This window comes from Variovorax endophyticus, from assembly GCF_025376855.1.
Lineage (GTDB): Bacteria > Pseudomonadota > Gammaproteobacteria > Burkholderiales > Burkholderiaceae_C > Variovorax.
This window is the reverse complement of sequence record NZ_JAHUTH010000011.1, coordinates 31,080-54,226: the sequence shown is the minus strand read 5'-3', so window position 1 is coordinate 54,226 and position 23,147 is coordinate 31,080. Positions and strand designations below refer to the sequence as shown.

Below are 23,147 nucleotides of genomic sequence, written 5' to 3'. Positions count from 1 at the left end.
GGTCCTTCGCATCTTCAGCTCTTGAGGTTCGCCACCGTCAGCTTCCCGCCGCTCTGCAGGTAGCCATTGGTCGTGAACGAGCAGCCCTCGGTGCAGCTCAGCGAGAAGAAGCCCTTGTTGCCGCCGTTGTCGGTCACCTGCAGGCGGAACTTCGCGGGCTGGCCGTCGAAGCTGCCGTCGGCGTCGATCTGCACCGAGTTGCTGGTCGCCGTGACCTGCGCGCCATCGGCGTCGATGGCCGAGCCCAGGCGCGTCACCGCGCCCAGCTGCACCTTGTTGCCCAGGCCTTCGATGCTCAGGCTGACACTCGGGCCCTTGCTGTCGCGGCCGGCCTTCAGCGCCACCGTGAGGTCGCCCTGCGCCGTCGCCACCTTGCCGCTGACGTTCGCGCTGCGGCTCATGCACGGGTTGTATTGCGGGTTGGTCAGCTCGAGCGATACCAGGCCGCCCTGGTTCCAGCCCGTGTAGTAGAGGCAGTTCTCGGCGTCGTAGCGCGGGTCGGGACGGGTGAAGTCCATCTTGCTGGGCGTGTTGCGCCGCGCGACGTAGTAGCCGATCTCCTTCGGGCTGGTGGGATCGGTCCAGTCGGCGAAGCGGATGCCGCCCGATGCGGCCGCGTAGACGGCCACGCGCATGTGGTTGCGGTCGTCGAAGTTCAGGTAGTGCACCATCGGGACGTTGCCGCCCTCGGCCACCAGCGTCGGGCAGACGCTGGCCTTGTTGGCATCCTGCTCGTAGGTGCCGACGATCTTCGGATGCTTCTCGTCCGAGATGTCGATCATGCGGCCGAAGCTCTGCTGCTTGCACTGGTTCGGCAGTCCGTTGGTGTCGCTGGTCGTCAGGGCGTACGACTCGTCGGTCGAGACGATGTACTCCTTGCCGTTGACGTGCCGCACCCATTCGGTCGCGTGCGTCGCGGCGGTCGAGGTCATGCGCGCATAGCCGCCCTGCTCGAACTCGGGGTTCGGCTGCTGGTCGCACCACGAGAGGAAGCTCACGTACTTGAGCTTCGGATCGGCCACGCGCTTGACGATGTCGCTCGAGTCCATGATCAACAGGCCGTTGGCGCAGGTCTGGTCGCGCCAGAAGGTGGTGGTGGGCGTCGGCAGGTTGCCGGCCACCTGGCCGCCGCCGCCGTACACCGCGAGATAGAGCCGCGTGCCGTCGGGGTTGGTGCTGACGTCATGGATGTTGGTCGCCGCCATGATGCGCCAGTTCTTGTTGTTCTTCACCTCGTCTGGCAGCTGCGAGCGGTTCCAGCTCAGCAGCAGCTTCGGGTTCTTCGGATCGTCGAGGTTGGTGATGTGCAGGTCGACGCGCTTGTTGTCGATGGTGTAGTTGGCGAAGTTGTCGTCCGTGGGCGAGGTGCCGCCGGTGATGAGCGTGGTGCCGCCGTCCTTGGCCGTGGTGCCGAAGGGCACGCCGTACCAGGTCTTGCCGTCGGGCGAGAGCCAGCCGTCGTGGTGGCCGCCCGAGGACTGGTAGCTCGCGTTCAGCGGCACCGGGTGCAGGCAGTCGCTGACGTCGTAGACGTCCACCATCTTGTTGTCCTTGTAGCCGGCCACCAGCAGGTCGCCCGAGAGCTCGAGGCCCGAGTACGCCTCGATCGCCGCCGGCGTGCGCAGGATCTTCCCGTTCGGGTTGACCGGCGTGGCGGCGGTGGTCTCCTCGCCCCACTTGTTGGTGCTCGTGGCCTTGACGGTGGCCGAGGGCGCGGTGCCGACGACCGTGGTGTCGCCGCTCGCGGGCACGACCTGCATCTTCGTCGGCGTCTTCATGTCGAACACGATGATGCCGGTGGTCAGCGCGGCATCGCCGCCGGCCGCGCCATCGCGGTTGGAGGCGTACGCGCAACGCGTCGAGCCCTTGGCCTTGATCTGCAGATCGCCGAAGGCGCCGCGGCCGAACAGCGTGTTCTGCGCGACCTTGCGCGCACCGCACCAGTAGCCCTGGAAGCCATCGGGATTGGCGGTGGCGTCGTACATCGCCGACTTGGGGATGTGGCCGTTGACGCCCGGCTCTGCCTGGTCCCCGGGGCCGGCTTCGCACAGCCGCGGCGGCGTCACGTACGGCTGGGCCACCGGGCCCGTGTCGGCCGGCGGCTGGTCGGTGGACCCCGCGGGGGGCGGCGCCGATCCGACGATGAGCGGCGCGCTGTCGTTGCTGCCGCCGCAGGCGGCGAGCAGCAAGGCGCTGGTCAGGGCGCCAACCAACAGCAGGTTGGCTCTGGGGGCTTGTCTTCTCTTCATGGTTCTTCTTTCTCTGTCAAAAAACACGGGGCCAGGGGAAAGTCTTCGCGTCAATGTCCGAAGGGGGCGGGGTCGCCCGCGAATGCCGGTTCCACGTCCGGCTCCGGCGGATGGGCCGGGCGGGAAGGCAGCGGCGATGCGACGGTGCGGTCGGTCTCGATCACGACCGACTGCCCCGCGCCCGCGAGCACGACGCTGTCGGGCTGGATCGCGCTGACGGTGAGCCCCTCGAGGTGGCCACCGACACGCAGTTGCAACAGCTGCGAGTCGTCGGTGCGGCGCATCAGCGCGAAGCTGTCCACGCCATCGGCCGCCACGACCGTGCCGACGAGCTTGAAGGCCGCGACCGACAGCGCGGCGTCGACCGGCTTCGCGGCCACCGGCACGGGCTTCGGCGCCGGCGCCACCACCGGCGCGGGAGCCACAGCGACCGGCGGCATCGGCACGACGGCCTCATCGGACGACGGCCACCACCACGTGGCCGACAGCGCAATGACGCACACCGCCGCAAGCCACCAGGGCCAGCGGATGCGATGCGTCACGGAAGCCTGCATAAGGTGTCGATGTGGTCGTGGAGTGGGCGCAGAGATTAGTTGTGAAAGCCCTGCGTCAGAAGACGACCAACGGTTAAAACGTTCGTCGCAGGTGAGCGCGTGAATCGCATCGCGGGCCCTGTCCGAGACCCTCGCCGACACTGGCGTCACGGCACGCAAGCCGCGTGTTTTCATCGCATGCGGACGTCGATCGCGATGCATCGTTATCCCTTGCGCGCGCGCGCCGCGTCGATAACATCGCCGGCTTCTTTCAATGGAGGCAAGGGACAGCGATGTTGCTGACGACATGGATCCTCGCCGGCGCGCGGGCCTCGGCCATGGCCGCGGCCCTGCTGCTCGCGCAGCACGCGGTGGCCGGCCACGACGCGGTCGATCCCGCGGTGCGGCGCTTCACGGCCAAGGTGACCGGCCTGGGCCAGGCCGGCAAGGCGGGCCGCATCGCCACCTTGCGCTTCGAACCGATCGGCCCGGGCATGGTGGCCCCCAAGCGCAACGAGATGCGCGGCTGGCGGCTCACCTTCATCCGCGGCAAGATGTTCGGCCGCACCCTGTGGCTCCAGAGCAATACGCCCGACGAACTCACGGTGCGCGCCACCGATCCCTCGATGGAAGGCGTGAACGCCGGCGACATCGTCGTCATCGAATTGATCGACCCCAAGCTGGTCGACCCCCATGCGTAGGCTGCTGCTCGCCGCAACGTTCTCTGTCCTGGCCACCGCGGCGGCAGCGCAGACCGTGAAGCTGCCGGCCGACGCGGTCGACGGCTTCCACGCCGCGCTCAAGCGCAAGGACACGGGCGGTGCGCTTTCCTACCTCGACCGTTCGCTGGTGGTGTTCGAGTTCGGCGTCACCGACCCGACGATCGAGGCCTATGCGCTGAGCCACCTGCCGGGCGACATCGACATGGCGGCCGTCTCCACCTGGACCCTGCAGGCGCGCCGCCTCGGCGGCAGCGGCAACGAGCGCTGGGTGCTCAGCACCTACCACGTGACCGGCAAGCTGCCCGACGGCAAGCCCATCGACCAGGTGATGCAGGAGACCGCGATCGTGCGCCGCGCGGGCGACAGCTTCCGCATCGTCCACCTGCACTGGTCGAGCGACAAGCTCTGGGCGCAACCGCCTCGGCCCGCCGCGCCCTGACTCAGAGGTCGAAGCGCAGTTCAGCCGTGTAGGTGCGTTGCGGGTACGGGTGGAAGTTCCAGTAGCGGTCGTTGTTCGCGTTGTCGATGCCGAAGGCGGCCGACCACTGCCTGTCGATCTGGTAGCGGACGCGCAGGTCCACCGTGAAGTAGCGACTCGCCCCGAAATAGGCGAAGGCGTTGACGTCGCTGTTGTCGAGGTTCGAGTACTGCCGGCCGCTGTAGCGCGCGGCCACCGTGAAGGCCCAGCGCGCATCGGGCTTGTAGGTGGCGTAGGCCGTGGCGCGCCAGCGCGGCACGCGCGGCTGCCACTTGCCCACCGCCGCCGGAAAGGCCGCGTCGGCCACCGTCTTCGAATCGGCATAGGTCAGGCTGCCGCCGAGATCGAGGCCCTGGATGCCGACGTCCTGCCCGGTGTAGGCGAGCTCCACGCCGGTGGTGCGCATCCGGTCGACGTTCTGCACGCGCGAGACGGTCGAGTTCGGAATCAGCTGGCTGTAGAGCGCATTCTTCGTGGTCTCGTGGAACAGCGTGGCACGCAGCAAGCCGTTGCCCAGGTCCTGCTCGGCCGTGAGTTCGCCGGTCCACGACTTCTCGGGCTTGAGGTTCGGGTCGTTGACGAACGAGAGCGCGCCGCCCGAGGTCGCGCCGTAGAGCTCGCCCACCGTCGGATAGCGCACCGCGCGGCCCACCGAGGCCTTGATCACCGTCGAAGGCGCGAGCTGGTAGGCCAGGGCGGCCTTGGGCGAGAGGTCGGACTCGCTGCGCGAGGCATAGGGCTGTGCGCTCGTGGCCGTGGCGGTGAAGCCGTCCGTGGCCTTCCACTTCTCGTAGCGCAGCCCGAGCACGGTCTTCCATCGCGGTGCGAAGGACCATGCGTCCTGCGCCCAGGCACTGAGCGTCCGGCTGCGCCCGCCGACCTGGCTCACGGGGGTGAACGCGGGGCCGTCCCGCCAGTCGCCGAGCACATTGGTCTTGGCGATGACGAGCTTGTAGGCATCGCGGCCGACACCGAAGTCGACCACGTGCGCGCCGCCCACGCCCTGCGGGCGCCAGGTGCCCTTGGCCGCGAGCGTGTTCCAGCCGGTGCCGCCCTGGTCCTGCAAGGTGCCGGCACCGCCGAGGGCCGCCAGCGGCAACGCGACCGTGGGCGAGCGCTGCGTGTCCTTGGCGTAGTCGTAGAGGCTGGCGGCCACCTCCCAGTCGAAGGCACCCTGGGTGTTGCTCTTGACGGACAGCCCGTGCATGAAGTGCGTGGCGCGGTCCTCGGTCCACGGAAAGGCCGTGGGCGCGAGCGTGAAGCTGCGCCCGCCGATGTTGACCGGCCCGCTGTAGACCGGCTGGCCGCGTGCATCGACGAGGTAGCTCTCGCTCTGCCCGCTGCCCGCGTTCTGCCACCAGCCGAGCGTGTAGCTCGCGCGCAGCGTGGGCGAGATGTCGTAGGCCAGCTTGAGCTTGGCGTGGTCCTGCACGGTGCGGTACTGCGTGCCCGCGCCGAGGATCAGCCACGGGGCGTTGGTGGTGCTGAGGCCCGGCACCGCGCCGAACACCGGCGTTCCCGCGCCGCCGGCCACGGTGGACGCCAGCGTCGCGGTGGTGAAGGTCAGCGGCTGCCCCTGACTGTCGGTGCGGTTGACGTCGATCCACCAGGACCAGTCGCCGCTGCGGGTGCCCAGCGAGGCGCTGGTCTGCCAGCCGTTGAAGCTCTTCTTCGTGCGGTAGAGCTCGTTGGGCTGCGAGGAGAAGCCCGCCTTCACATGGGCCTCGAGCTTGTCGGGCATGCGCGTCACGTAGTCGACCACCGCGCCCGCCGAGTTGCCCGGGTACGCGGCCGAGAACGGACCGTACATCACGTCGACCCGCTCGATCTCCTCGGCCGTGACCAGGCCCCAGCGCGGCGCGAAGTTGGTGCCGTTGGCGATGCCGTTGCCCAGGTAGTTCGACAGCAGGATGCCGTCGGCATAGACGGCCGAGCGCGCGCTGTTGCCGGTGCCCGAGGCGCGCGTGGAAAGGATCGCGTGGTTGTAGTCGCCGATGTAGCGCTTGCGCACCAGCAGGCTCGGCAGGTACTTGAGCGCGTCCTCGCTGTCGGTGGCGTTCACGCGCGTCTCGATCTCGGCGCGCGTCACGCCCTCGATGGTGGTGGGAATCTGCGTGGGCAGCGAACTCGGCCGGGCGCCGGTGACCGTGACGATGCCGAGCGACCTGGCGCGCTCGGGCGCGTCCTGGGCCATGGCATCGGTTGCAACGCAGGGAAAGGCCGCGACCAGCGCGAGCGACAGGAGGGACCTGTTCATGAAGGCCGGGCGCGATCTGTAGCGGGAAGTCGCATGTCTCTGTTCTTGTTCGGATGCGCCGGCGCCGCGGCGCGAAAGCGGCAGAGGTTAGTCGCGGCCCGTGGCGCCCCGGAAGGACATCGGCGGTTAACTCGTTCACCAAAGGTGGGCGCATGCGAGCGGCTTTCGGCGCACCGCGAACGCCGCAAACCCGCATGGATGCTGGTATTTCGCTCGTTGCAGCGCATGCCGCACACGTCCGCGGCGGCGCTGCACCCCGGCGGACGCTTGCCGGATAATTCGCGACCACAACGACAACGAGACACGAGACAAAGTGCGCGAGGCCCACCTCCGAGATCTGATAGCCGTCATCGAAACCGGCAGCGTGCGGTCCGCCGCGCGCAAGCTCGGCCTGGCGCAGGCGGCCGTCAGCAAGAACCTCACCGCGCTCGAGAAATCGCTGGGCGTGCCGCTGCTGGTGCGCTCCGCGCGCGGCGTCGAGCCCACCGAGTTCGGCCGCATCGTGCTGCGCCGCGCGCGCGTGATCGATGCCGAGCTGCGCCATCTGCAGGAGGAGCTCGAGAGCGCCGGCGGCGAGGGCCGCAAGCTGATCACGGTGGGCCTGTCGGCCACGGCCGAGGCCATGCTCCTGCCCACCGCCGTGGCGCGCTTTCGCGAGCACACGCCGAACGCGCTGATCAGCGTGCTCGGCGGCCGCTCGTCGTCGACCATCGCGGCGCTGCGCGAAGCCAGGATCGACTTCGCGGTCGGCCCGCTGCCCACCGACCAGAGCCTGTCCGACCTGCACACCGAGCAGCTGTGCAGTTCCGACATGGGCATCGTCGTGCGCGCGGGCCACCCGGCCGCCGATGCGCGCGACCTGGCCGCGCTGGTGCCCTATGGCTGGCTCTACAGCGTGCAGCAGTCGGGCGGGCCGATGATCGTCACGCTGATGACCCGGCAGGGCCTGCCGGCGCCGACGCTGGTGGCGCATTGCGATTCCTCGAGCGCGCTGGTGTCGATGCTGCTGCAGAGCGACCTCGTCACGCTCAACAGCCTGGGCGGGCTGGAGCCCTTGCGCGAACGCGGGCTGCTCAAGGTCCTGCCCATCAAGCTCGATCTGCCGCCGGCCGTGCAGCACCTCGTGACGCCGACGAAGCGGCCGCTGACCCCCTCGGCCGCGGCGCTGGCCGACGAGTTCCGGCGCGCCTCGCGCAGGCTGCGGCGGTGAACGGCGGCACGCTGGCGACGCGGCGCGCTCTGCTCGCCGCCATCGCGTGCGCCGGCCTGTCCGGCCGCTACGCGCGGGCCGCCAATGACACGGGCCGGCCCCTGCGCATGATCGTGCCGCAAGCCCCGGGCGGCGCCGCCGACTTCATGGCACGGCTGATCGCCAGGGAGCTGTCGAGCGTGCTCGATCGGCCGGTGGTGGTCGACAACCGCGCGGGCGGCGGCATGATCGTCGGCACGCAGGCCGTGGCCATGGCCGCGCCCGACGGCAACACCATCGGCATGGTGTTCTCGCCGCATGCCGCCAACGAGGCGATGCGCCAGCAGATGCCCTACGACGCGCTCGACGATTTCGAGCCCCTGTGCCTCGGCGGCCATTCGATCGTCGTGCTGGTCACGCAGCCGGGCTTCGCCGCGCGCGACGTGGCCCAGTTGATCGCGCTGGCAAGGCGCACCGATCCGCCGCTGCAGTACGCGTCGCTGGGCATCGGGTCGGTGTCGCACCTGGCCGGCGAACTGCTCGCCATCGAGGCCGACGTGACGCTCGAGCACGTGCCCTACAACGGCAGCGCGCAGATCTACCGCGCGCTGCTCAATGGCGATCTGCCGCTGGCCTTCGTCACCCTGGAGAGCGCGCTGCCGCACCTGCAGTCGCGGCGCCTGCGCGCGCTGGGCATCACCAGCGCCCGGCGGGCCGCGTCCTATCCGCAGCTGCCGGCGATCGCGGAGTCGCTGCCCGGCTTCGAGTTGATCGGCTTCTATGGTTTCGTGGCACCGGCGCACACGCCGCCGGTGCAGGTCGAGGCGCTGAGCAGCGCACTCGCACGGACCCTGCACACCCCGCAGGTGCATGACCGGCTGGCGGCCGGCGGGGTCGAGGTTTCGGTCGCGCCGCCGGCGGCCTTCGCCGCCTTCCTGCGTCAGCAGATCGACAAGTACGCGGCGCTGTCCAGGCGCACGGGGATCACGCTGGACTGAAGCGGCCCCCGGTCCGGCCCGCTTCCGCTTCGCTCAGCTGCCTTCGATGATCCGCAGATCGCGCTCGGCGCCATCGCCCAGCGCGACCAGTGCGGCCTGGTAGTCGGGGCTGTCGTGGGTGGCCGTGGCCTGCGCCACGCTGTCGAACTCGATCAGCACGGTGCGTTCGGCCAGGCCGTATTCATAGGTTTTCGCTGGCAGGCCGCGTGCCAGGAAACGCCCGCCGCCGGCGGCGATGGCCGGTCCGGCCAGCTTCGCGTAGGCCGCGAGTTTGTCGGCGTCCTTGACGGCGCGGTATGCACTGACCCAATAGGCTTTTGCCATGTCGATTTCTCTGTAGTTGCCAAAGGCTTTCAATATAGCGGGGCAAGGCGCCTCGCGCCTCGGTCCGGCCGCAAGCCACCTACACTGCACCGGCCAATCTCCTGGCTCGCATCGCACTCCGTCCACTCCACGTCGCGAGGTTCCATGGCTGGTGCAATTTTTCGATGGCGGCGCTGGCGATGGCTGCTGGTGCCTCTGCTGCTGTTCGGCCTCCTGCTGTCGATGAGCGACCCGCTCTATCGGTACGCGGCGGCCCGGACGCCGGCCTTTGCCTTTCCCGCATGCCAGAAGGCCTGGGCCCATCGCGGGTATGCGGCAGCCGGCGGCGAGAACAGCCTCGCGGGCATCGCGGAGGCCTTCAGGCGCGGCGCGGCCGGCGTGGAGATCGACGTTCTGTTCGACCCCGAGCTCGACGACTTCGTGGTCTCCCACGACCGGCCCTACACCCTGTTCGACGGCCAGCCGCTGCGCCTGGAATCGGTGCTGTCGCGTTTCCCGCGCAGCGGCCTCTTCTGGCTCGATGCGAAGGACCTGCGCAAGCTCTCGCCCTGGACCGCCCACCAGGCGACGCACCGGCTCAGCGCGCTGCTCGAGCGCTACGGCCTCACCGAGCGCGCGTTCGTGGAATCGAGCCAGCCGCTGTACCTGTCCTGGCTGGCCGACCAGGGCGTGCACACCAGCTACGCCATCAGCCCCAACGACCGCAAGTACGGCGCGCCGCTGTACCGGCTGCACGCGGCCTTCATGAAGCTGGCCTATGCCTTCGTGGGCGCCGACGCCATCTCGATGACCGCCGCGCGCTACACGCCGGTCACCGCGGCCACCTTCGACGAGGCCGCGATCCTGCTGTCGACCGTCAACGACGCCGGCATGCTGCGATACCTGTCGGCACGACCCGAAGTCAAGGTCGTTCTGACGGACGAAGACCACTACGCCGTCACGGCCTGCGCCGATCGCCCGCGCCGATGATCGTGGCCACGCGCTACGGGCTAGTGATCTCCCCGCGCTCGACCAGCAGTTGCCGGATGTCCTTCTTCGCGATCTTCCCGTAGCCCGACTTCGGCAAGGCCTCCCAGAAGAACACGTGGTGCGGCCAGCGGTAGCGCGCGCAGCGGCCGTCGAGGTGCGCGATCAGCGCATCGCCATCGACCTGCGCGCCCTCGCGCCGCACCACCACCGCCACGCCGACCTCGCCCCACTTGGGGTCGGGCACGCCGAGCACCGCCACCTCGGCCACCGCGGGATGCGTGAGCAGCACCTCCTCGACCTCGCGCGGATAGACGTTGGAGCCGCCCGAGATGTACATGTCGGACTCGCGACCGGTGATGTAGAGCAGGCCGCGCGCATCGAGCCGGCCGAGGTCGCCGGTGTGGAACCAGCCGCCGCGCAGCGCCTTGCGCGTGGCCTCCTCGTTGCCGTGGTAGCCCGCGAACACGGCGGGGCCGCGCACGCAGATCTCGCCGACCTCGCCCGTGGGCAGGCGCTGCAGCTCGGCATCGAGGATCGCCACCTCCATGCCGGTGCGCGCACGGCCGCACGAGCCGATGTTGGCGTTCGGGTCCGCGTCGTCGGCCGAATGCATGGAGGCCGGCAGCACCGTGATGTTGCCGGTGACCTCGCCAAGGCCGAAGTACTGCACCAGCACCTTGCCGAGCTTCTGCAGCGCGAGTTTCTGGTCGGCGCGGTACATCGGCGCGCCCGCGTAGATCACATGGCGCAGCGAGCTGTGGTCGTAGCGGTCGACCGCGGGGTGCTCGACCAGCATCTTCACGATGGTCGGCACGGTGAAGAGGTTGCTGACGCGGTGCGCCTGCACCGAGGCCCAGAAGGCCTCGGGGTCGAGCTTCTCGCTGGCCGGCAGCACGGTGGCCGCGCCGCGCGCCACGTTGAGCAGCGCATGGATGCCCGCGCCGTGCGACAGCGGCGCCACCGCGATCGAGCAGTCGTGCTCGGTCGTGCCCGGGATCAGGTCGGCCAGGTGGTTGGCGACCACGAAGGCCATCTGCCCGTGCGTGAGCACGCCGGCCTTGGGCCGGCCGGTGGTGCCCGAGGTGTAGAAGAACCACAGCGGGTCGTCGCGGTCGACGGTCTCGTGTTCGGACTGCGATGCGTCGTGCTGCTGGTGCGCGCGCAGCAGTTCCTCGTACGAGTGCTCGCCCTCGCGCGCGCGGCCGATCGCGAGCACATGCGCGAGCGCCGGCGAGGCCGCGCGCACCGCGTCGGTGTGGCCGGGGAAGATGTCCTCCACGATCATCGCGACCGCGCCGCTCGACGCGCCGAGGTAGGCCACCTCGGGGGGAGTGAGCCGGAAATTCGTCGGCACCCAGACGCAGCCGAGGCGGAACGCGACCCAGCAGCTCTCGAACATCTGCAGGTTGTTGCGCGACTGCACCAGGATGCGGTCGCCTTTCTTCAGCCCGAGCGCGCGCAGCGCCGCGGTCATCGCGGCCACGCGCGCCTCGATCTCGCCCCAGGTCCAGCTGCGGCCGCCCTCCTGGATGAGGCCCGGCCGCTCGGCAAAGAGCGCGGCCGTCTGCGTGAGCAGCCGGCCCAGGTTCATCGCCTGCGCCGCACTCACGAGGCCGGCTCCAGGATGCTGAGGTAGCTGGCCACCGCCGAGCCGCCCATGTTGAACACCGCGCCCATGCGCGCGCGCTCGACCTGCATGCCGCCGGCCGTGCCCGAGAGCTGCATCGCGGCCATCACGTGCTGCGACACGCCGGTGGCGCCGATCGGATGGCCCTTGGACTTGAGCCCGCCCGAGGGATTGACCGGCAGCCGGCCGTCCTTGCGCGTCACGCCGTCGAGGATCACGCGCGCGCCCTCGCCGTGCGGCGCCAGCCCCATGGCCTCGTACTCGAGCAGCTCGGCGATGGTGAAGCAGTCGTGCGTCTCGACGAAGCCCAGGTCGTCGAGCGAGGCGCCGGCCGAGGCCAGGCCCTTCTTCCACGCCATGGCCGCGCCCTCGAACTGCGTCGGGTCGCGCCGCGACATCGGCAGGAAGTCGTTGACGTGCGTGCGCGAGCGCCAGCGCACCGCGGGCACCTTCGCGCCCGCGAGCGGTTCGGTCGACAGCACCAGCGCGGCCGCGCCGTCGGACACCAGCGAGCAGTCGGAGCGCTTGAGCGGCCCCGACACGAAGGGGTTCTTGTCCGAGGGCGTGCGGCAGAAGTCGAAGCCAAAGTCGCGCCGCATGTGGGCATAGGGGTTGTGCACGCCGTTGGCGTGGTTCTTGGCCGCGATGGCCGCGAGCGCGTCCGACTGGTCGCCGAAGCGCTCGAAGTAGTTGCTCGCGATGCCGCCGAAGATGCCCGCGAAGCCGGCCGGGTCGGCGCCCTCCTCCTTCACGTACGAGCACTTGATCAGCGTGGCCGCCACCTCGGGCGTGCGCAGGCCGTTCATGCGCTCCATGCCGATCACCAGCGTGCGCTTCATGCGGCCCGCGGCCATGGCGTCGAGCGCGGCCCAGATCGCGGCCGAGCCGGTGGCGCAGGCGTTCTCGCAACGCATGGCCGGCGTGTGGCGGAACTCGGGCATGGCCACCGCGGGCAGCGAGGCCGTGAAGTCCTGGCCGACGAAGCCGGCGTTGAAGTGGCCCACGAAGATGCCGTCGATGTCCTCGGCCGCCACGCCCGCGCTGTCGAGCGCGGGTTGCACGGCGTCGCGGATGAGCTGCTCGAGCTCGGCGTTGTCGAGCTTGCCGAAGGGCGTGTGGCCCCAGCCGACGATGTAGGCGTTGTCGTTGCGCATGATGTCTCCTGGAAGGAATGGAAAGCGGGATTCAGGGCACGGCGGGCCGCGCGGGCACGGGCCGGCCATGACGTTGTACCAAGGTCAGCGCGATCGTGCCGGCCGCGGCCGCGAGCACGCCCGTGGTCAGCGACAGCACGGCGGCGCTGCCGCTGCGGTACATCAGGCCCATCCAGCCGCCGCAGAGGAAGGCCGCGCCCGCGAAGATGAAGCCGCCGAGCGCAGAGGCCGCGCCGGCCTGCAGCGGGAACGGCGTGGCCATGCCGACGTGGCCGCAGGGCTGGTGGATGCCGTAGGCCAGCAGCATCAGCCACAGGCCCGCCGTGAGCGTGCCGGCCGTGTGCGCGCCGGCGAGCTGCGGCACCACCAGCACCAGCGCGGCCAGCAGCGACAGAAAGCCCGCGCGCCGCACCGAGGTCACGATGCCGTGCGCCGCGATCCAGCGCCGGCACAGCATGGTGCCCGCGAGGTAGGTGACCGAGGCGCCGCCGATCACCAGCCCGAAGCCCACGCGCGAGACGCCGAAGGTTTCGATGAAGAGATAGGCCGAGCTCGAGAAGAAACCGAAGTTGGCCGCGTAGCCGAAGGCGTTGAGCAGGGTCCACGACTGGAAGGCCGGATCGCGCGCGATGCGCGCATAGCCCGCGAGCAACGGGCCGAGGCGCAGCGCATCGGGCTTGAGCGAGCGCGCGGTCTCGGGCACGCGCGCGAGCACCAGCAGCGCGCCGGCCAGGCCGCACAACGCCATCGACCACAGCGTGGCGCGCCAGCCCAGGGTCTGGGCCAGCAGCGCACCGGTCACGGGGATCAGCATCGTCAGGCAAGCCAGCACCGACATCGCCACCGTCATCACATGCGTGCCGTGCTGCTGCTCGAACAGGTCGCGCACGATCGCGCGGCCGCAGACCATGCAGGCCGCGATGCCCAGCCCCTGCGCCGCGCGCGCGGCAATCAGCACCTCGATGTTCGGCGCCATCGCGCCCACCGCGGCGCCCGCCGCGTACAGCAGGAAGCCCGCCACCAGCACCGGCCGGCGGCCGAAGCGGTCGGAGGCCGGGCCCCACAGCAGCTGGCTCAATCCGAAGCTGAACACCAGCACCGCCAGCGTGAGTTGCACCACGCCCACGCGCGCCGCGTACTCGTTGCGGATCGCGGGCAGCGCCGCGAGGTAGAGGTCGGTGCCCAGCGGTTGGACCGCGGTCGAGAGCGTGACCACGCCGACGACCAGCGCCGGCCCCATCGCCGCGACGGCGGCCGTGCCGGTCTTCACGGACTCAGCGCTCGAGCAGGTCGCGCTCCTGCAGCCAGCCGCGGATCAGCGCCGTGGCTTCCTGCAGCAGCTCGGGCTGGCCGGCGTAGTAGTGGGTCGCGCCCTTCACCACGCGAAAGAGCTTGTCGGGCGAGGCCGCGGCCTCGAACAGCATCTTGGGATGCGTGGTCGGCACCGCGTCGTCGGCGCTGTTCTCGATCACCAGCAGCGGCACCCGAATGCGGCGCGCGCCTTCGAGCCCGTTGCCGCAGGAGTCGTCGAGCGACCATTGCGACAGCCAGCTGCGCAAGGTGGTGAAGCGCGCGAGCCCGACCGGCCCGGAGTTCACCGTTTCGGGATTGCCCATATAGCACCAGCGCGGCCGGCGGTCGTTGGGATCGAGCGTGGAATCGAGGAAGCGCGGATCGGCCAGCGTGCGGTGCACGAGGAAGGGCCGCTCCATCTCGCCGGTGTTGCGCGCCTGGAGCTCGGCCAGCTTCGCCCGGGCCCAGGCCGTGATGCGGCGCATGCGGTCGAGCTGCGCCACGCGATAGCGCTGGATGTAGGCCGGCGAGTACGGCGGCTGGTTCGGGTTGCGCGGGTCGTAGATGTCGAGCTCGACGTCGCGGTCGTCGGGGTTCAGTTCGTCCTTCACCGAGGGATCGATCACTTCGGCCAGCAGGTGCGCGCGCGAGAGGTGCGCGGCCTGGTAGATCACCGCGTCGGCCGGGATCAGCCCCTTGCCCTTGAGATCGACCGCGTCGCCGGCCGGCGTGTGCGTGATGCGCGGATCCTCGGCCTCGGCCTGGTAGCTCACCGCCAGCGCCCCGCCGCCCGACCAGCCCACCAGCACCACGTGGCGATAGCCCCAGACCTGCTTCGCATGACGGATGTAGGCGCTCAGGTCGAGGAACACTTTTTCCATGATCAGCGCCGTGTCGTTGCGCTGGTAGCGGCTGCCCGCGCACAGCACGTGCGCGCCGGTGGCCGCCATCGCGCGCGGCACCGGCAGCAGCTGCAGCGTCGACGCGGGATGCATGAAGACCATCAGCGTGTCGGACGCCTGGCCCTCGGGCCGGAAGCGGATCGCCTCGAGGTTCACCGCGCCCTGGTTGCCGGAGAAGCCGTAGGTCTCGGTGAAGGCGGCGTGCTCGTCGTACTGGAGGTGCACCCACTCGGTCTGGACGGTGAAGGACTCGGTCATGAGGGGAATGTAGGACGGGGCGGGGGGGATGGCAGTCCCCCGGTGGAGGTACAGGGGGCCGGCCCCCCCTCGCCACCGGCAATCAGCCGATCCTCACTTCGTGCCCGCTCCTGTCCTGAGAAGCGCGGCCGCGCGTCGCCTGGAGAAGTGCACCTCGACATCGTTATGCGCGACCGCCGGACGTGGATCATCCAATGCCTCCTGCACCTTCGCGCGAAACCACGGGTCGTACGCCGCGTCGATGGTCGTTCCCACGGGCAATGCGCCGTCGTTGATGCCTGCATCGATGCAGGTTTTCACCCCTGCGTTTGCGGCCATGGCGATCTCCTCTCAGTGCGAAGCGAAAGCTCGACCGTACTTCATATGCACGACATTGGCGATATCCGCCGCGGTGTGCCTGCCGAACCGTTCGACCCTTCAGGCTCGCCAACCGCGGATTGGAGCATCTCGCGATCTTCGTCCCCTCCCTGCAGCCCTACCCGCGCGCCGCCCCGGTCGCGGCAATCACGATCCCCACCAGCACCGCCAGCAGCCCCGCGACGAGGTTCCACCGCAGCGGCTCCGCCAGCAGCCAGGCGCCCACCAGTCCGGCCGCCACCGGATTGACCGTCACCGAGATCGCCACGCGCGTGGGCGTGGTGCGGCCCAGCGCGAAAGCCCAGAGGAAAAAGACGATCGCACCGCCGAACACGCCGAGGTAGGCGATGGCCAGCCACTGGGCCGTGCCGAAGGAAGCCACGGGCGCGAAGCTTCCGCCCTGCCAGGCGATACCAGTGAGGCACAGCGCGCCGACCGCCATCGCCAAGGCGGTGAAGGTCAGCGGCCCCGAACGACGGATCAGCGGGCGCGAGCCCACGCTGTAGAACGCCATGCACAGCGCGGCCGCGAGCATCAGCAGGTCGCCGCGCCAGGCATCGGGCGGTGTGGTGCGCAATCCCGACAGCAGCGCCAGCCCCACGCCCGCCATCGCGACCAGCACGCCGACCGTCTTGCGCCGCGTGAAGGGCTCGACGCGCAGCAGGCCCGCCACGGCCATGGTGAGCAACGGCAGCGCTGACAGCGCCAGCGCGCCGCGCGCGGCGGTCGTGTGGTGCAGCGAGGCATTGAAGAGCAGCGGGAACAGACCGAAGAACAGCAGCCCCAGCCCGGCGGCCGCAGGCCAGTCGCGCGGCGCGGGCCACGACTCGCCGGAACGCAGCAGCGCCATCGGCAGCAAGAGGCAGAAGCCGATGCCGAAGCGGAAGGCGCCGAGCGCCACTGGATCGATGGCGCCCGCGACATAGCGCGTTGCGCCCACCGCGGCGCCGCCCAGCGCGCTGGACAGCATCGCGGCCGCGATGCCCAAGAGTTCTCCCACGCTCGTGCTCCCTTGTCGATGAAGTGACAGCAGCGTAGGCAGCCCTCTATCATCAATCAATGGAATTTATTTGGTCGCCCTGATCAACAAATCGAATGAGCATCCCGACGCTCGACCCCGAGCTGCTGAAGGCCTTCGTGGCCGTGGCCGACCATCGCTCCTTCACGCGCGCGGCAACCGCGCTGAACCGCACGCAGTCGGCCGTGAGCATGCAGATCAAGCGGCTCGAGGAGCGGCTGGGCACCGCGCTCTTTCACCGCACCAAGGTCAACGTCGAGCTGAGCCTCGCGGGCGAGGGCCTGCTCGGCTATGCGCGCCGCATCCTGCTGCTCAACGACGAGGCGGTGGGCCATCTGCAGCAGCACAAGGTCGAGGGCCGCGTGCGGCTCGGCGTCATGGACGACTACGGCAGCTTCGTCGTGCCGCCCGTGCTCGCCAGCTTCGTGGCCGCGTACCCGCGCATCCACATCGAGATGGAGACCGGCCTGACCGCGCGCATGCCCGAGCGGCTGGGCGAAGACTTCGACCTCGTGATCGCGATGCATCCCGAAGGCCAGGGCGGCGGCGAGTTGCTGCGACGCGAACAGGCGGTCTGGGCCACGGCCGTTTCTCAATCGGTGGAATCGCAGGACCCGCTGCCGGTTGCGCTCTATCCGCAGGGCTGCCTGTTCCGCCAATGGGCGACCGAGGCGCTCGATGCGTCGGGGCGACCATGGCGACTGGCCTTCGTGAGCCACAGCCTCGCAGCCGTGGAATCCATCGCGGCGCAGGGACTGGCGGTGACGGTGGTGAAGTCGGGCACCTTTCCGCCGAGGCTGCGGGCGCTGTCGGAACGCGATGGGATGCCGCGGTTGCCTGGGGCGGATATACGGCTGCATCGGGCGGCGGGTCTGTCGCGGGCGGCCGGGTTGTTGGGGGATCACATCGCTCAGGCCATTGCGCTCTGACTGCAACCGGAAACGTTCAACCAACGACCTGTCCCCCAAGCGGGCCGCGAAACCACAGCCCGCAGACCGGCCCTTAACCGCCAGTCTCAGGCGCTCCACATCGCGCCGTCTCGCTCAACTGAAACAGCTCCCCGGCCTTGCGAGCGAGGTCCGACGCGAGCCAGAGCAGGTTGTCCAGTTGGCGAGGCCCGTCATCGCTGCACCAATCGATGTCTCTTCCGTGGGAGGCCCACAGCAGCGCTTCGAGTTGGGAGAGTGTGTTTTCGAGGAGATCCGCCGGGCCCTGTGCGTTTTCTCCGGGAGATACCGGCGTGCGACGCCGGGCTATAGTCTTGGTAGCCATTTTTGTGCGTTCCTTTCTAGGGTGTTGCACGAACTTGGTTAGACGGCTGGGGTGCTCGCAACACCCTGGCCGTCGCCTTTTGATACCTCGCATCTGCATCGCTGCTTTTGCAACGACGACCTGCCGCGAGGCAAGCAGCCTTTCGAACATCTCGGTGTGGTTGGGTGTGTTGCGCCTTTCTTCTCCCCAAGGTGGGGTGGTGAGTGAGAGGGGCATTCACTCTAGGGAAGAAGTGGGCGGGTTGCCTTGCCGCTCGGCACGAAGTCGCGGCAACCGCCAACAAATGCAGCTTTCGAAGCGCACTGATCACGGGCCTCGAAGAGGCCGTGGCGGGCCGGTCCCGATCGGCGTGAGCGCCGGAAGAAAAGCTGGCCCCAGAAGCCGGGCCGATTCAGTTCACCCTGTGCTGTTAGCCTTGGATGGTCGGCAGGACCTCTGCCACGCCAACTCCGGCCATCGCGCCCAATTTCAGAACTGAACTCACTATGACCAGCCCGCTCTACAACGCTTCCATTCCCGTCATGCAGCAGATGCTGCGCGCCATGTCCGACGTGCTCAAGAAGGCCGAAGACCACGCGACGCAGAAAAATATCGATCCCAATGCGCTGCTGCAGGCGCGGCTGTTCCCTGACATGTTTCCGCTGGTACGTCAGGTACAGATCGCCGCGGACTTCTCCAAGGGCATTGCCTCCCGCCTGGCTGGTGCCGAGGTGCCGTCCTGGCCCGACACCGAAGTCAGCTTCGCCGACCTGCAAGCGTTGATCGCCAAGGCTTTGACCCATATCGGCTCCTTCAAGCCTGAACAATTCGATTCAAGCGAAAGCCGCGAGATCGTATTGCGCCCCGGTACCCCCAAGGAAAAGAAGCTGACCGCAAGTGCATATCTTCTGCATTACGGACTGCCGCAGTTCTTCTTCCACGTGACCACCACCTATGCCATCTTGCGCCACAACGGTGTTGAGGTCGGTAAGCGTGACTACATGGGTGCCTACTGACCCAAAACAGACAGGAGTTCAGCGACTCGGGCCACTGCGGCTCGAGAGCAACTAGAGCCTCCGTTGCTGCGCGATTTCGGGTGACAGTGGATGGAGGCTATATCTGCCTTGATTTGTTTGGCGCGTGGTCAAAGCTGACCGAATGTCTGCTGCATTCGGCAGTGAACTACGCAGCCGACCCGTTGCGAGCGTTTGACGTTGGTTTGATGATGGCGGCTATGCAGCGATTGCGGCCTTCCAGTTGTTCAGGCGGCCGGCGGGTGACGCTGCAAAGCGGACGCCAGCCGTCGAGGTCAAGCAATATCTCTGCTCGCGAAATCAACGGGCCGACATGCTCAAGCCGCCCTATGGCGTAGGCGTCTTGATGGTCTCTTGCGCCGGTACTACCGTCCGTTTTTGCATCTCCGTAGGCCTACCAAGCCATGTCCGCAGCCTGCTCGAACCGACGAGTCAGGCCGTCGACGAAACTGAGCATGTCCTCCTCGGACTGCATAGCGCGTGCGTAGGTACCATCAGTCGCGTGCGACAGAATGCTAGGAAGGACACTGAAGAGATAGTGCCTCGCGGGCGCCAGTGCTCCCGCCCATAGGTGGTCAAGAAACGAACCGATCTCCATCATCGCCGATGCCTCATCGAAGGCGACGCGACCTGTGAAGCTAACTTGATGGTCTCGGTCGTTGGTCAGCAGAACGGGGACGGAGCCCGCCCCCGAGTGGAAACGAAACGCTTGGCCCTCTTTGCCGAACGCCCCGTGAGCCACGAAGTTTCTTACCTGTGCACGAAGATCCAAGAGCTTGTCGTAGTGCGCTTTGGTGTCCTTATCCGAGATGTCGAGTGCGGCCTTGAATTTCGCGTTCCAGTTGTCCTCGGCAAGCTCCGCAACTTGCGTACCCACAGTTAGCTTTCCCTGAAGTATCGCGAGATGGATAAACGCGTGCTCAGTCCAACTGAAGAAAGCTTCGATGGCAGCCAGCGCATACCAGTTCACTTGCTTGTTAACTGACAACCACGATGAGATGAGCTCGAAGTTGAACGTCACAAAGGATTCGCTTCCTTTGTCCTTCGCCTTACTTTCCAGCTCTTTGCTTTCAACGACCTGTGCGTTGAACTGGTCGCGAAAATACTCGTAGCGTTCGAACAGATCCGAGTTTTTGTTGACGACGTTCAGATCAGATGTCGCAATTGCTTGCTGTGCACGCCACTGGAAGTATGGGGCCGCAACTGAGACGGCCTTCTTGATCGCTTCGACAATAGCGGTCGCGTCCTTCTCGCCTTGCTGACTTGGCCGACCGCTCATTCTCGCGTTGGGGTCGAGATTGGGTTCGAAGACGCCGAGCCCCATCTTTCGATGCTCTATGCCGTACAGGCGACCGCGAAACCTGACGGGTACCGTCCACGCGCTCTTTTCCCATTGACCAAGACTCGGGAACTTGAGTAGATCAACGAGAAGAAAATAGACAAGGTAGTAGGGCGGAAGGCCTCGACCGGCCTCTGTTCGCGCCGACAACATCAGCCCGTGTCCTTCCTCAGGCAAACGCGGAGGCCCGGCGGGCTCCAGCTCTTGGAGTGCCGCTCGTGCCATGTCGCTCATATTTGCAGGCAGTTCCGGTACAGCGATCGACTTTCTGACTTTCACACCTATTCCCTATTCTTGAGCCACGGTTCAGACCTGCGCGTCTACGAAGTCGCGGGACTGCGTCAAGAACGAGCGCAGGTTGCGCGAGATCACGCGCTGCAGGCTACCAGATATGCCGGGTATCGGAGACTCGAGAAGGTCAATCAGCCTCCCTCCGGTAGCGCTGAGTCAGAGGTGGGGGAAGCGGCTCCTGTTGCCGGTGCTGCCGCAGGTCCTTTGAAGCGGATATGGTTTGCCTGTCCGTTCGCCTCGGCCCAATCCTTGATCTTGATGCCCAACCAGGTCAGGTAGTCGCCGGTACCCAGCGCGCCGTCAGCGAATGGCTCGTGCTGGTCTGAGTCCTGCAAGTCCGCCATTAGGGTCTGGACTCGCAGCGCCATGGCATCGTCCTTGGCCACCGTCAGATAGGTGTTCAGCGGCTTGTCCTTGGACTCCTCCTCACCGCCGAGGAAGCGCTCGAAGTCGGGCACGCTGATCCTGTGCCGGGCGGCCAAGCCAGCCTTTCGGGCCTTGAGTACTGCCTCGCGGATTTTGCCGTTCTCGGTCCACATGCCGTTGCGATGCCCGTTCGATTTGTATGGCGGGTCTACATCGTGCACGATGCCGAAGTCAATCTTGAAGTGGGTCATGACCTTTATAAGCGGCACCAGGATGGCTTTGCCCCTAGCGCGGATGACTGTCACCTCGTCCATGAGTCCGTGCCCACGCTCAATGATGGACGACATGAAGGCGGCATGCTCCGTGTCACCCTCGACGAGCACGGGGTAGGAGCCGAAGAACACTTCGGAGAAGCTCGGGTCGATGTGCTGGAGGGCCTGCAGGCGCTGCTTGTCGTCGTCTTGGAACTCGAATTCAATCTCGTCCGAACGATAGGTCTTAGGCGCCATCGGCGCGTCGTCATCTTCACTCTCGCGTTCGAGGCGAACGATGGTCGTGTGATCCTCGAACGGGTTGACGAAGTGGGGCGAATGGGTGGTCATGATGACTTGCCAGTCGGGATGCTTCGCCAGTTCGTACAGGTGTCGTTGCGCAGCCCGTGCGGCCATTGGGTGCAACGCGTTCTCCGGCTCATCGATCAGCAGTAAGTAGCCCGGAAACGCCGGGTCGTCCTCGCTGTCGGGAATGTTGCCCTCTTCGTCGTGAGCTTTCAGGCGTGAGGTAGATTCCGCGATGATCTTGTCGTAGGCCTGCAGATCAGCTTCCTTGGCTTTCCCCGGTCCCTTGTCCGCCTCCTTCTTGCGCTTCACCCGGGCTGCTTCCAGTTCCTTCTCCAGCCGCTTCCTGTACTCCTGCCGGACCTCGTTGTCGCGTGACAACTCGTTGTGGACCTGGAGCATGGACCAGAAGAGCGCGCGCCGTGCGCCGGTTCCCTGCTGGTGGAGCGACGTCTGCGTCTTTCCATCCTGGACGATGAGACTTGAGCCCGTTTTGAGGAGGTCGGCGAGCCTGGGCACGATCGGACTCGCCGCGACGTTCAGCTTCACGTCCAGGCGCGGGAACACCCGCTTGAACCCTTGTGCCACTCGGCCTGATATGCCGTTGAAGTGCTTCTCGTGCATGCCACTGAGTGATTTGACTCGCGTCGTGACGCTTGCGAGAGCAAGGGAAAGCGCGGACGCCGGATCGATCCGCTCCTTCTCGAGGCCGGCCAAAAGCGGACCCAGCGCTAGGGTGAGCAGCATCTCCTCGGTCTTCGCTGCGTCATCCAGCGAACCGATGCGAAGCGGACGGGGCAACCTGGAATTGAAGACTGGATCCGCGCCTCCGGCCTTGCCGTCCTCAGCCCACGCCCCCTTTCCGTCGGCACCTCCAGACGGATCCCACGTTGTGCGGATCTTCTGAAACTTGTCTGGTGCCCATTGCCAGCGGCTCTTGACGATTAGCAACCCGTCCTTCGCCTCCTTCCACCCCGAGTCGACGTTACCAATGCCGTCTGGGATGTGAACCTCCAGAAGCACTTCGGAGGGCTTGTCCGACGGCGCATGCAGACAGCGGTCCTTGTTCTCATCAAACTGGACTGAACCTTTGGCCAGTTCGTAGGCGCGCAGAATGGTGGACTTGCCTGCGTTGTTCTTGCCGACCAGGCAAACAACATTGTCTAGTTCGATCTCTACGCCGTCGTCGCCGATGCATCCGATGTTGCGCACGGTGATGCGTACAAGCCTGGATCGATTTGCTCCTGCCATGTTTACCCCTTATTGCACAAATATGTTGTTGTTAAACAAGCGTAACAGCAGTGGCGGCAGGACGATAAATGCCGGACTTCCACCGGGCGCCTGTCCGCAAAGTCGCGGTACTAGATGACCGGTGTTGCCGAGAGCCGTCGGTCAGGCTCAGAACTGTGCATGACTTAGATCAGCAGCGGATTCAATCGGTCGACGTTGCAACCCGCGGCCTCACTAAGGTCAGTTCTATGGCATCGAGATCGGGCAGGCGCGGCATTGACAATGACAGCTTTCCCTTCACGCGAACAAGGTCTCCCTTGTGAAGAGAGAAGGCTTTGGTGCGCAAAGATTCTGGGAGCGACACATACACCGTTCTTTCCGGGCTAGTACCCTCCACAGTGAGAAGCAGAGAGAGGTAAGCGTTCTGCTGAGAGACACCATCAACAAGGCCCTCCCATTCGACTGCTTTTCCCGAGGTTCTCTCAATGAACTCCTGTTTCTCCAGAAATCTGTCGGCAAGACTATCGAGCGTTATGAAGTATTCCCGCGCGGTTGCTGCCTCTCCGACTGGGGCTGATAACGACGGTAAAGAAGCCGCTGATACCGGTACGGGCGCTGACGCCGGGCGCTCAACTGCAGATAGAGCGGCAGACCCAGACGCTTGAGGTGGGTGAGGCGCCGGCCTCAAGACGAGGAGCCCTCCCGCGAGCACAGCGCTGACGATAAGCCAGAGCACTACAACCGACCGGTA

At 67.1% G+C, this 23,147-nt stretch carries 19 protein-coding genes; 7 read left to right on the top strand and 12 right to left on the bottom strand.

Features of this window, described 5'->3' with window-relative positions; genetic code table 11:
* Nucleotides 1–14: 14 nt before the first annotated feature.
* Both KV106_RS16265 and KV106_RS16260 read right to left on the bottom strand, forming a co-directional pair.
* The gene (locus tag KV106_RS16265) at nucleotides 15–2,249 is read right to left on the bottom strand and encodes an LVIVD repeat-containing protein (RefSeq protein ID WP_261211090.1); all 2,235 of its coding nucleotides are present in this window, start codon (nucleotides 2,247–2,249) and stop codon (nucleotides 15–17) included.
* 50 nt (nucleotides 2,250–2,299) lie between these two features.
* Nucleotides 2,300–2,803 carry a hypothetical protein gene (locus KV106_RS16260; RefSeq protein WP_261211088.1) on the bottom strand — a complete coding sequence of 168 codons (504 nt, stop codon included), beginning with the start codon at nucleotides 2,801–2,803 and terminating at the stop codon, nucleotides 2,300–2,302.
* Between the two features lie 272 nt (nucleotides 2,804–3,075).
* On the opposite strand from KV106_RS16260, the gene KV106_RS16255 reads away from it, so the two are divergent.
* Complete coding sequence (locus KV106_RS16255) at nucleotides 3,076–3,483, top strand: hypothetical protein (protein ID WP_261211087.1); 408 nt, start codon at nucleotides 3,076–3,078, stop codon at nucleotides 3,481–3,483.
* Entirely contained in the window at nucleotides 3,476–3,943 is a 468-nt protein-coding gene (locus KV106_RS16250; protein ID WP_057594160.1) for a YybH family protein, read from the top strand. Before KV106_RS16255 ends, KV106_RS16250 begins: the two co-directional genes overlap by 8 nt.
* 1 nt (nucleotide 3,944) lies before the next feature.
* Here KV106_RS16250 and KV106_RS16245 read toward each other — a convergent pair whose 3' ends face one another.
* A complete protein-coding gene (locus tag KV106_RS16245; RefSeq protein ID WP_261211086.1) occupies nucleotides 3,945–6,239 on the bottom strand; it encodes a TonB-dependent receptor in 2,295 nt (764 codons plus the stop codon).
* A 313-nt stretch (nucleotides 6,240–6,552) separates the two neighbouring features.
* Here KV106_RS16245 and KV106_RS16240 point away from each other — a divergent pair, with 313 nt between their 5' ends.
* The gene (locus KV106_RS16240) at nucleotides 6,553–7,449 is read left to right on the top strand and encodes a LysR family transcriptional regulator (RefSeq protein ID WP_057594162.1); all 897 of its coding nucleotides are present in this window, start codon (nucleotides 6,553–6,555) and stop codon (nucleotides 7,447–7,449) included.
* The gene (locus KV106_RS16235) at nucleotides 7,446–8,426 is read left to right on the top strand and encodes a tripartite tricarboxylate transporter substrate-binding protein (protein ID WP_261211085.1); all 981 of its coding nucleotides are present in this window, start codon (nucleotides 7,446–7,448) and stop codon (nucleotides 8,424–8,426) included. The genes KV106_RS16240 and KV106_RS16235 overlap by 4 nt, the downstream gene beginning before the upstream one ends.
* A gap of 33 nt (nucleotides 8,427–8,459) precedes the next feature.
* Here KV106_RS16235 and KV106_RS16230 read toward each other — a convergent pair whose 3' ends face one another.
* Nucleotides 8,460–8,750, bottom strand: coding sequence for a DUF1330 domain-containing protein (locus tag KV106_RS16230; RefSeq protein ID WP_057594164.1), 291 nt, complete (start codon nucleotides 8,748–8,750; stop codon nucleotides 8,460–8,462).
* 189 nt (nucleotides 8,751–8,939) lie between these two features.
* Here KV106_RS16230 and KV106_RS16225 point away from each other — a divergent pair, with 189 nt between their 5' ends.
* Entirely contained in the window at nucleotides 8,940–9,719 is a 780-nt protein-coding gene (locus KV106_RS16225) for a glycerophosphodiester phosphodiesterase (RefSeq protein ID WP_261211083.1), read from the top strand.
* A 13-nt stretch (nucleotides 9,720–9,732) separates the two neighbouring features.
* Here the strand turns inward: KV106_RS16225 and KV106_RS16220 are convergent, their stop codons facing one another.
* The 6 genes from KV106_RS16220 to KV106_RS16195 form a co-directional block, all read right to left on the bottom strand.
* Nucleotides 9,733–11,310, bottom strand: a complete 1,578-nt coding sequence (locus KV106_RS16220) for an acyl-CoA synthetase (RefSeq protein ID WP_261211253.1) — start codon at nucleotides 11,308–11,310, stop codon at nucleotides 9,733–9,735.
* A 14-nt stretch (nucleotides 11,311–11,324) separates the two neighbouring features.
* Complete coding sequence (locus KV106_RS16215; protein WP_261211082.1) at nucleotides 11,325–12,500, bottom strand: acetyl-CoA acetyltransferase; 1,176 nt, start codon at nucleotides 12,498–12,500, stop codon at nucleotides 11,325–11,327.
* Nucleotides 12,501–12,531: 31 nt separating this feature from the next.
* Nucleotides 12,532–13,770, bottom strand: coding sequence for an MFS transporter (locus KV106_RS16210; RefSeq protein WP_261211081.1), 1,239 nt, complete (start codon nucleotides 13,768–13,770; stop codon nucleotides 12,532–12,534).
* Nucleotides 13,771–13,774: 4 nt separating this feature from the next.
* A complete protein-coding gene (locus KV106_RS16205) occupies nucleotides 13,775–14,953 on the bottom strand; it encodes an alpha/beta hydrolase family protein (RefSeq protein WP_261211080.1) in 1,179 nt (392 codons plus the stop codon).
* Between the two features lie 93 nt (nucleotides 14,954–15,046).
* Nucleotides 15,047–15,271 carry an antitoxin PaaA2 family protein gene (locus KV106_RS16200; protein ID WP_261211079.1) on the bottom strand — a complete coding sequence of 75 codons (225 nt, stop codon included), beginning with the start codon at nucleotides 15,269–15,271 and terminating at the stop codon, nucleotides 15,047–15,049.
* 157 nt (nucleotides 15,272–15,428) lie between these two features.
* The gene (locus KV106_RS16195; RefSeq protein ID WP_261211078.1) at nucleotides 15,429–16,310 is read right to left on the bottom strand and encodes a DMT family transporter; all 882 of its coding nucleotides are present in this window, start codon (nucleotides 16,308–16,310) and stop codon (nucleotides 15,429–15,431) included.
* A 95-nt stretch (nucleotides 16,311–16,405) separates the two neighbouring features.
* On the opposite strand from KV106_RS16195, the gene KV106_RS16190 reads away from it, so the two are divergent.
* Both KV106_RS16190 and KV106_RS16185 read left to right on the top strand, forming a co-directional pair.
* Complete coding sequence (locus tag KV106_RS16190) at nucleotides 16,406–17,257, top strand: LysR family transcriptional regulator (protein ID WP_261211077.1); 852 nt, start codon at nucleotides 16,406–16,408, stop codon at nucleotides 17,255–17,257.
* Between the two features lie 828 nt (nucleotides 17,258–18,085).
* On the top strand, nucleotides 18,086–18,595 hold the full coding sequence (locus KV106_RS16185) for a DUF1993 domain-containing protein (RefSeq protein WP_261211076.1): 510 nt from the start codon (nucleotides 18,086–18,088) through the stop codon (nucleotides 18,593–18,595).
* A gap of 412 nt (nucleotides 18,596–19,007) precedes the next feature.
* On the opposite strand, the gene KV106_RS16180 is transcribed toward KV106_RS16185, so the two are convergent.
* The gene (locus KV106_RS16180) at nucleotides 19,008–20,231 is read right to left on the bottom strand and encodes a hypothetical protein (protein ID WP_261211075.1); all 1,224 of its coding nucleotides are present in this window, start codon (nucleotides 20,229–20,231) and stop codon (nucleotides 19,008–19,010) included.
* Nucleotides 20,232–20,374: 143 nt separating this feature from the next.
* Nucleotides 20,375–22,417 (bottom strand): ATP-dependent nuclease, encoded by a 2,043-nt coding sequence (locus KV106_RS16175; RefSeq protein ID WP_261211074.1) that lies wholly within the window; start codon nucleotides 22,415–22,417, stop codon nucleotides 20,375–20,377.
* Nucleotides 22,418–23,147: the final 730 nt, after the last annotated feature.

Coding starts and splice junctions, on each gene's coding strand:
- KV106_RS16265 (WP_261211090.1), bottom strand. CDS start 2,249: ATGAAGAGAAGACAAGCCCCCAGAGCCAACCTGCTGTTGGTTGGCGCC.
- KV106_RS16260 (WP_261211088.1), bottom strand. CDS start 2,803: ATGCAGGCTTCCGTGACGCATCGCATCCGCTGGCCCTGGTGGCTTGCG.
- KV106_RS16255 (WP_261211087.1), top strand. CDS start 3,076: ATGTTGCTGACGACATGGATCCTCGCCGGCGCGCGGGCCTCGGCCATG.
- KV106_RS16250 (WP_057594160.1), top strand. CDS start 3,476: ATGCGTAGGCTGCTGCTCGCCGCAACGTTCTCTGTCCTGGCCACCGCG.
- KV106_RS16245 (WP_261211086.1), bottom strand. CDS start 6,239: ATGAACAGGTCCCTCCTGTCGCTCGCGCTGGTCGCGGCCTTTCCCTGC.
- KV106_RS16230 (WP_057594164.1), bottom strand. CDS start 8,750: ATGGCAAAAGCCTATTGGGTCAGTGCATACCGCGCCGTCAAGGACGCC.
- KV106_RS16220 (WP_261211253.1), bottom strand. CDS start 11,310: ATGAACCTGGGCCGGCTGCTCACGCAGACGGCCGCGCTCTTTGCCGAG.
- KV106_RS16215 (WP_261211082.1), bottom strand. CDS start 12,500: ATGCGCAACGACAACGCCTACATCGTCGGCTGGGGCCACACGCCCTTC.
- KV106_RS16205 (WP_261211080.1), bottom strand. CDS start 14,953: ATGACCGAGTCCTTCACCGTCCAGACCGAGTGGGTGCACCTCCAGTAC.
- KV106_RS16200 (WP_261211079.1), bottom strand. CDS start 15,271: ATGGCCGCAAACGCAGGGGTGAAAACCTGCATCGATGCAGGCATCAAC.
- KV106_RS16190 (WP_261211077.1), top strand. CDS start 16,406: ATGAGCATCCCGACGCTCGACCCCGAGCTGCTGAAGGCCTTCGTGGCC.
- KV106_RS16185 (WP_261211076.1), top strand. CDS start 18,086: ATGACCAGCCCGCTCTACAACGCTTCCATTCCCGTCATGCAGCAGATG.
- KV106_RS16175 (WP_261211074.1), bottom strand. CDS start 22,417: ATGGCAGGAGCAAATCGATCCAGGCTTGTACGCATCACCGTGCGCAAC.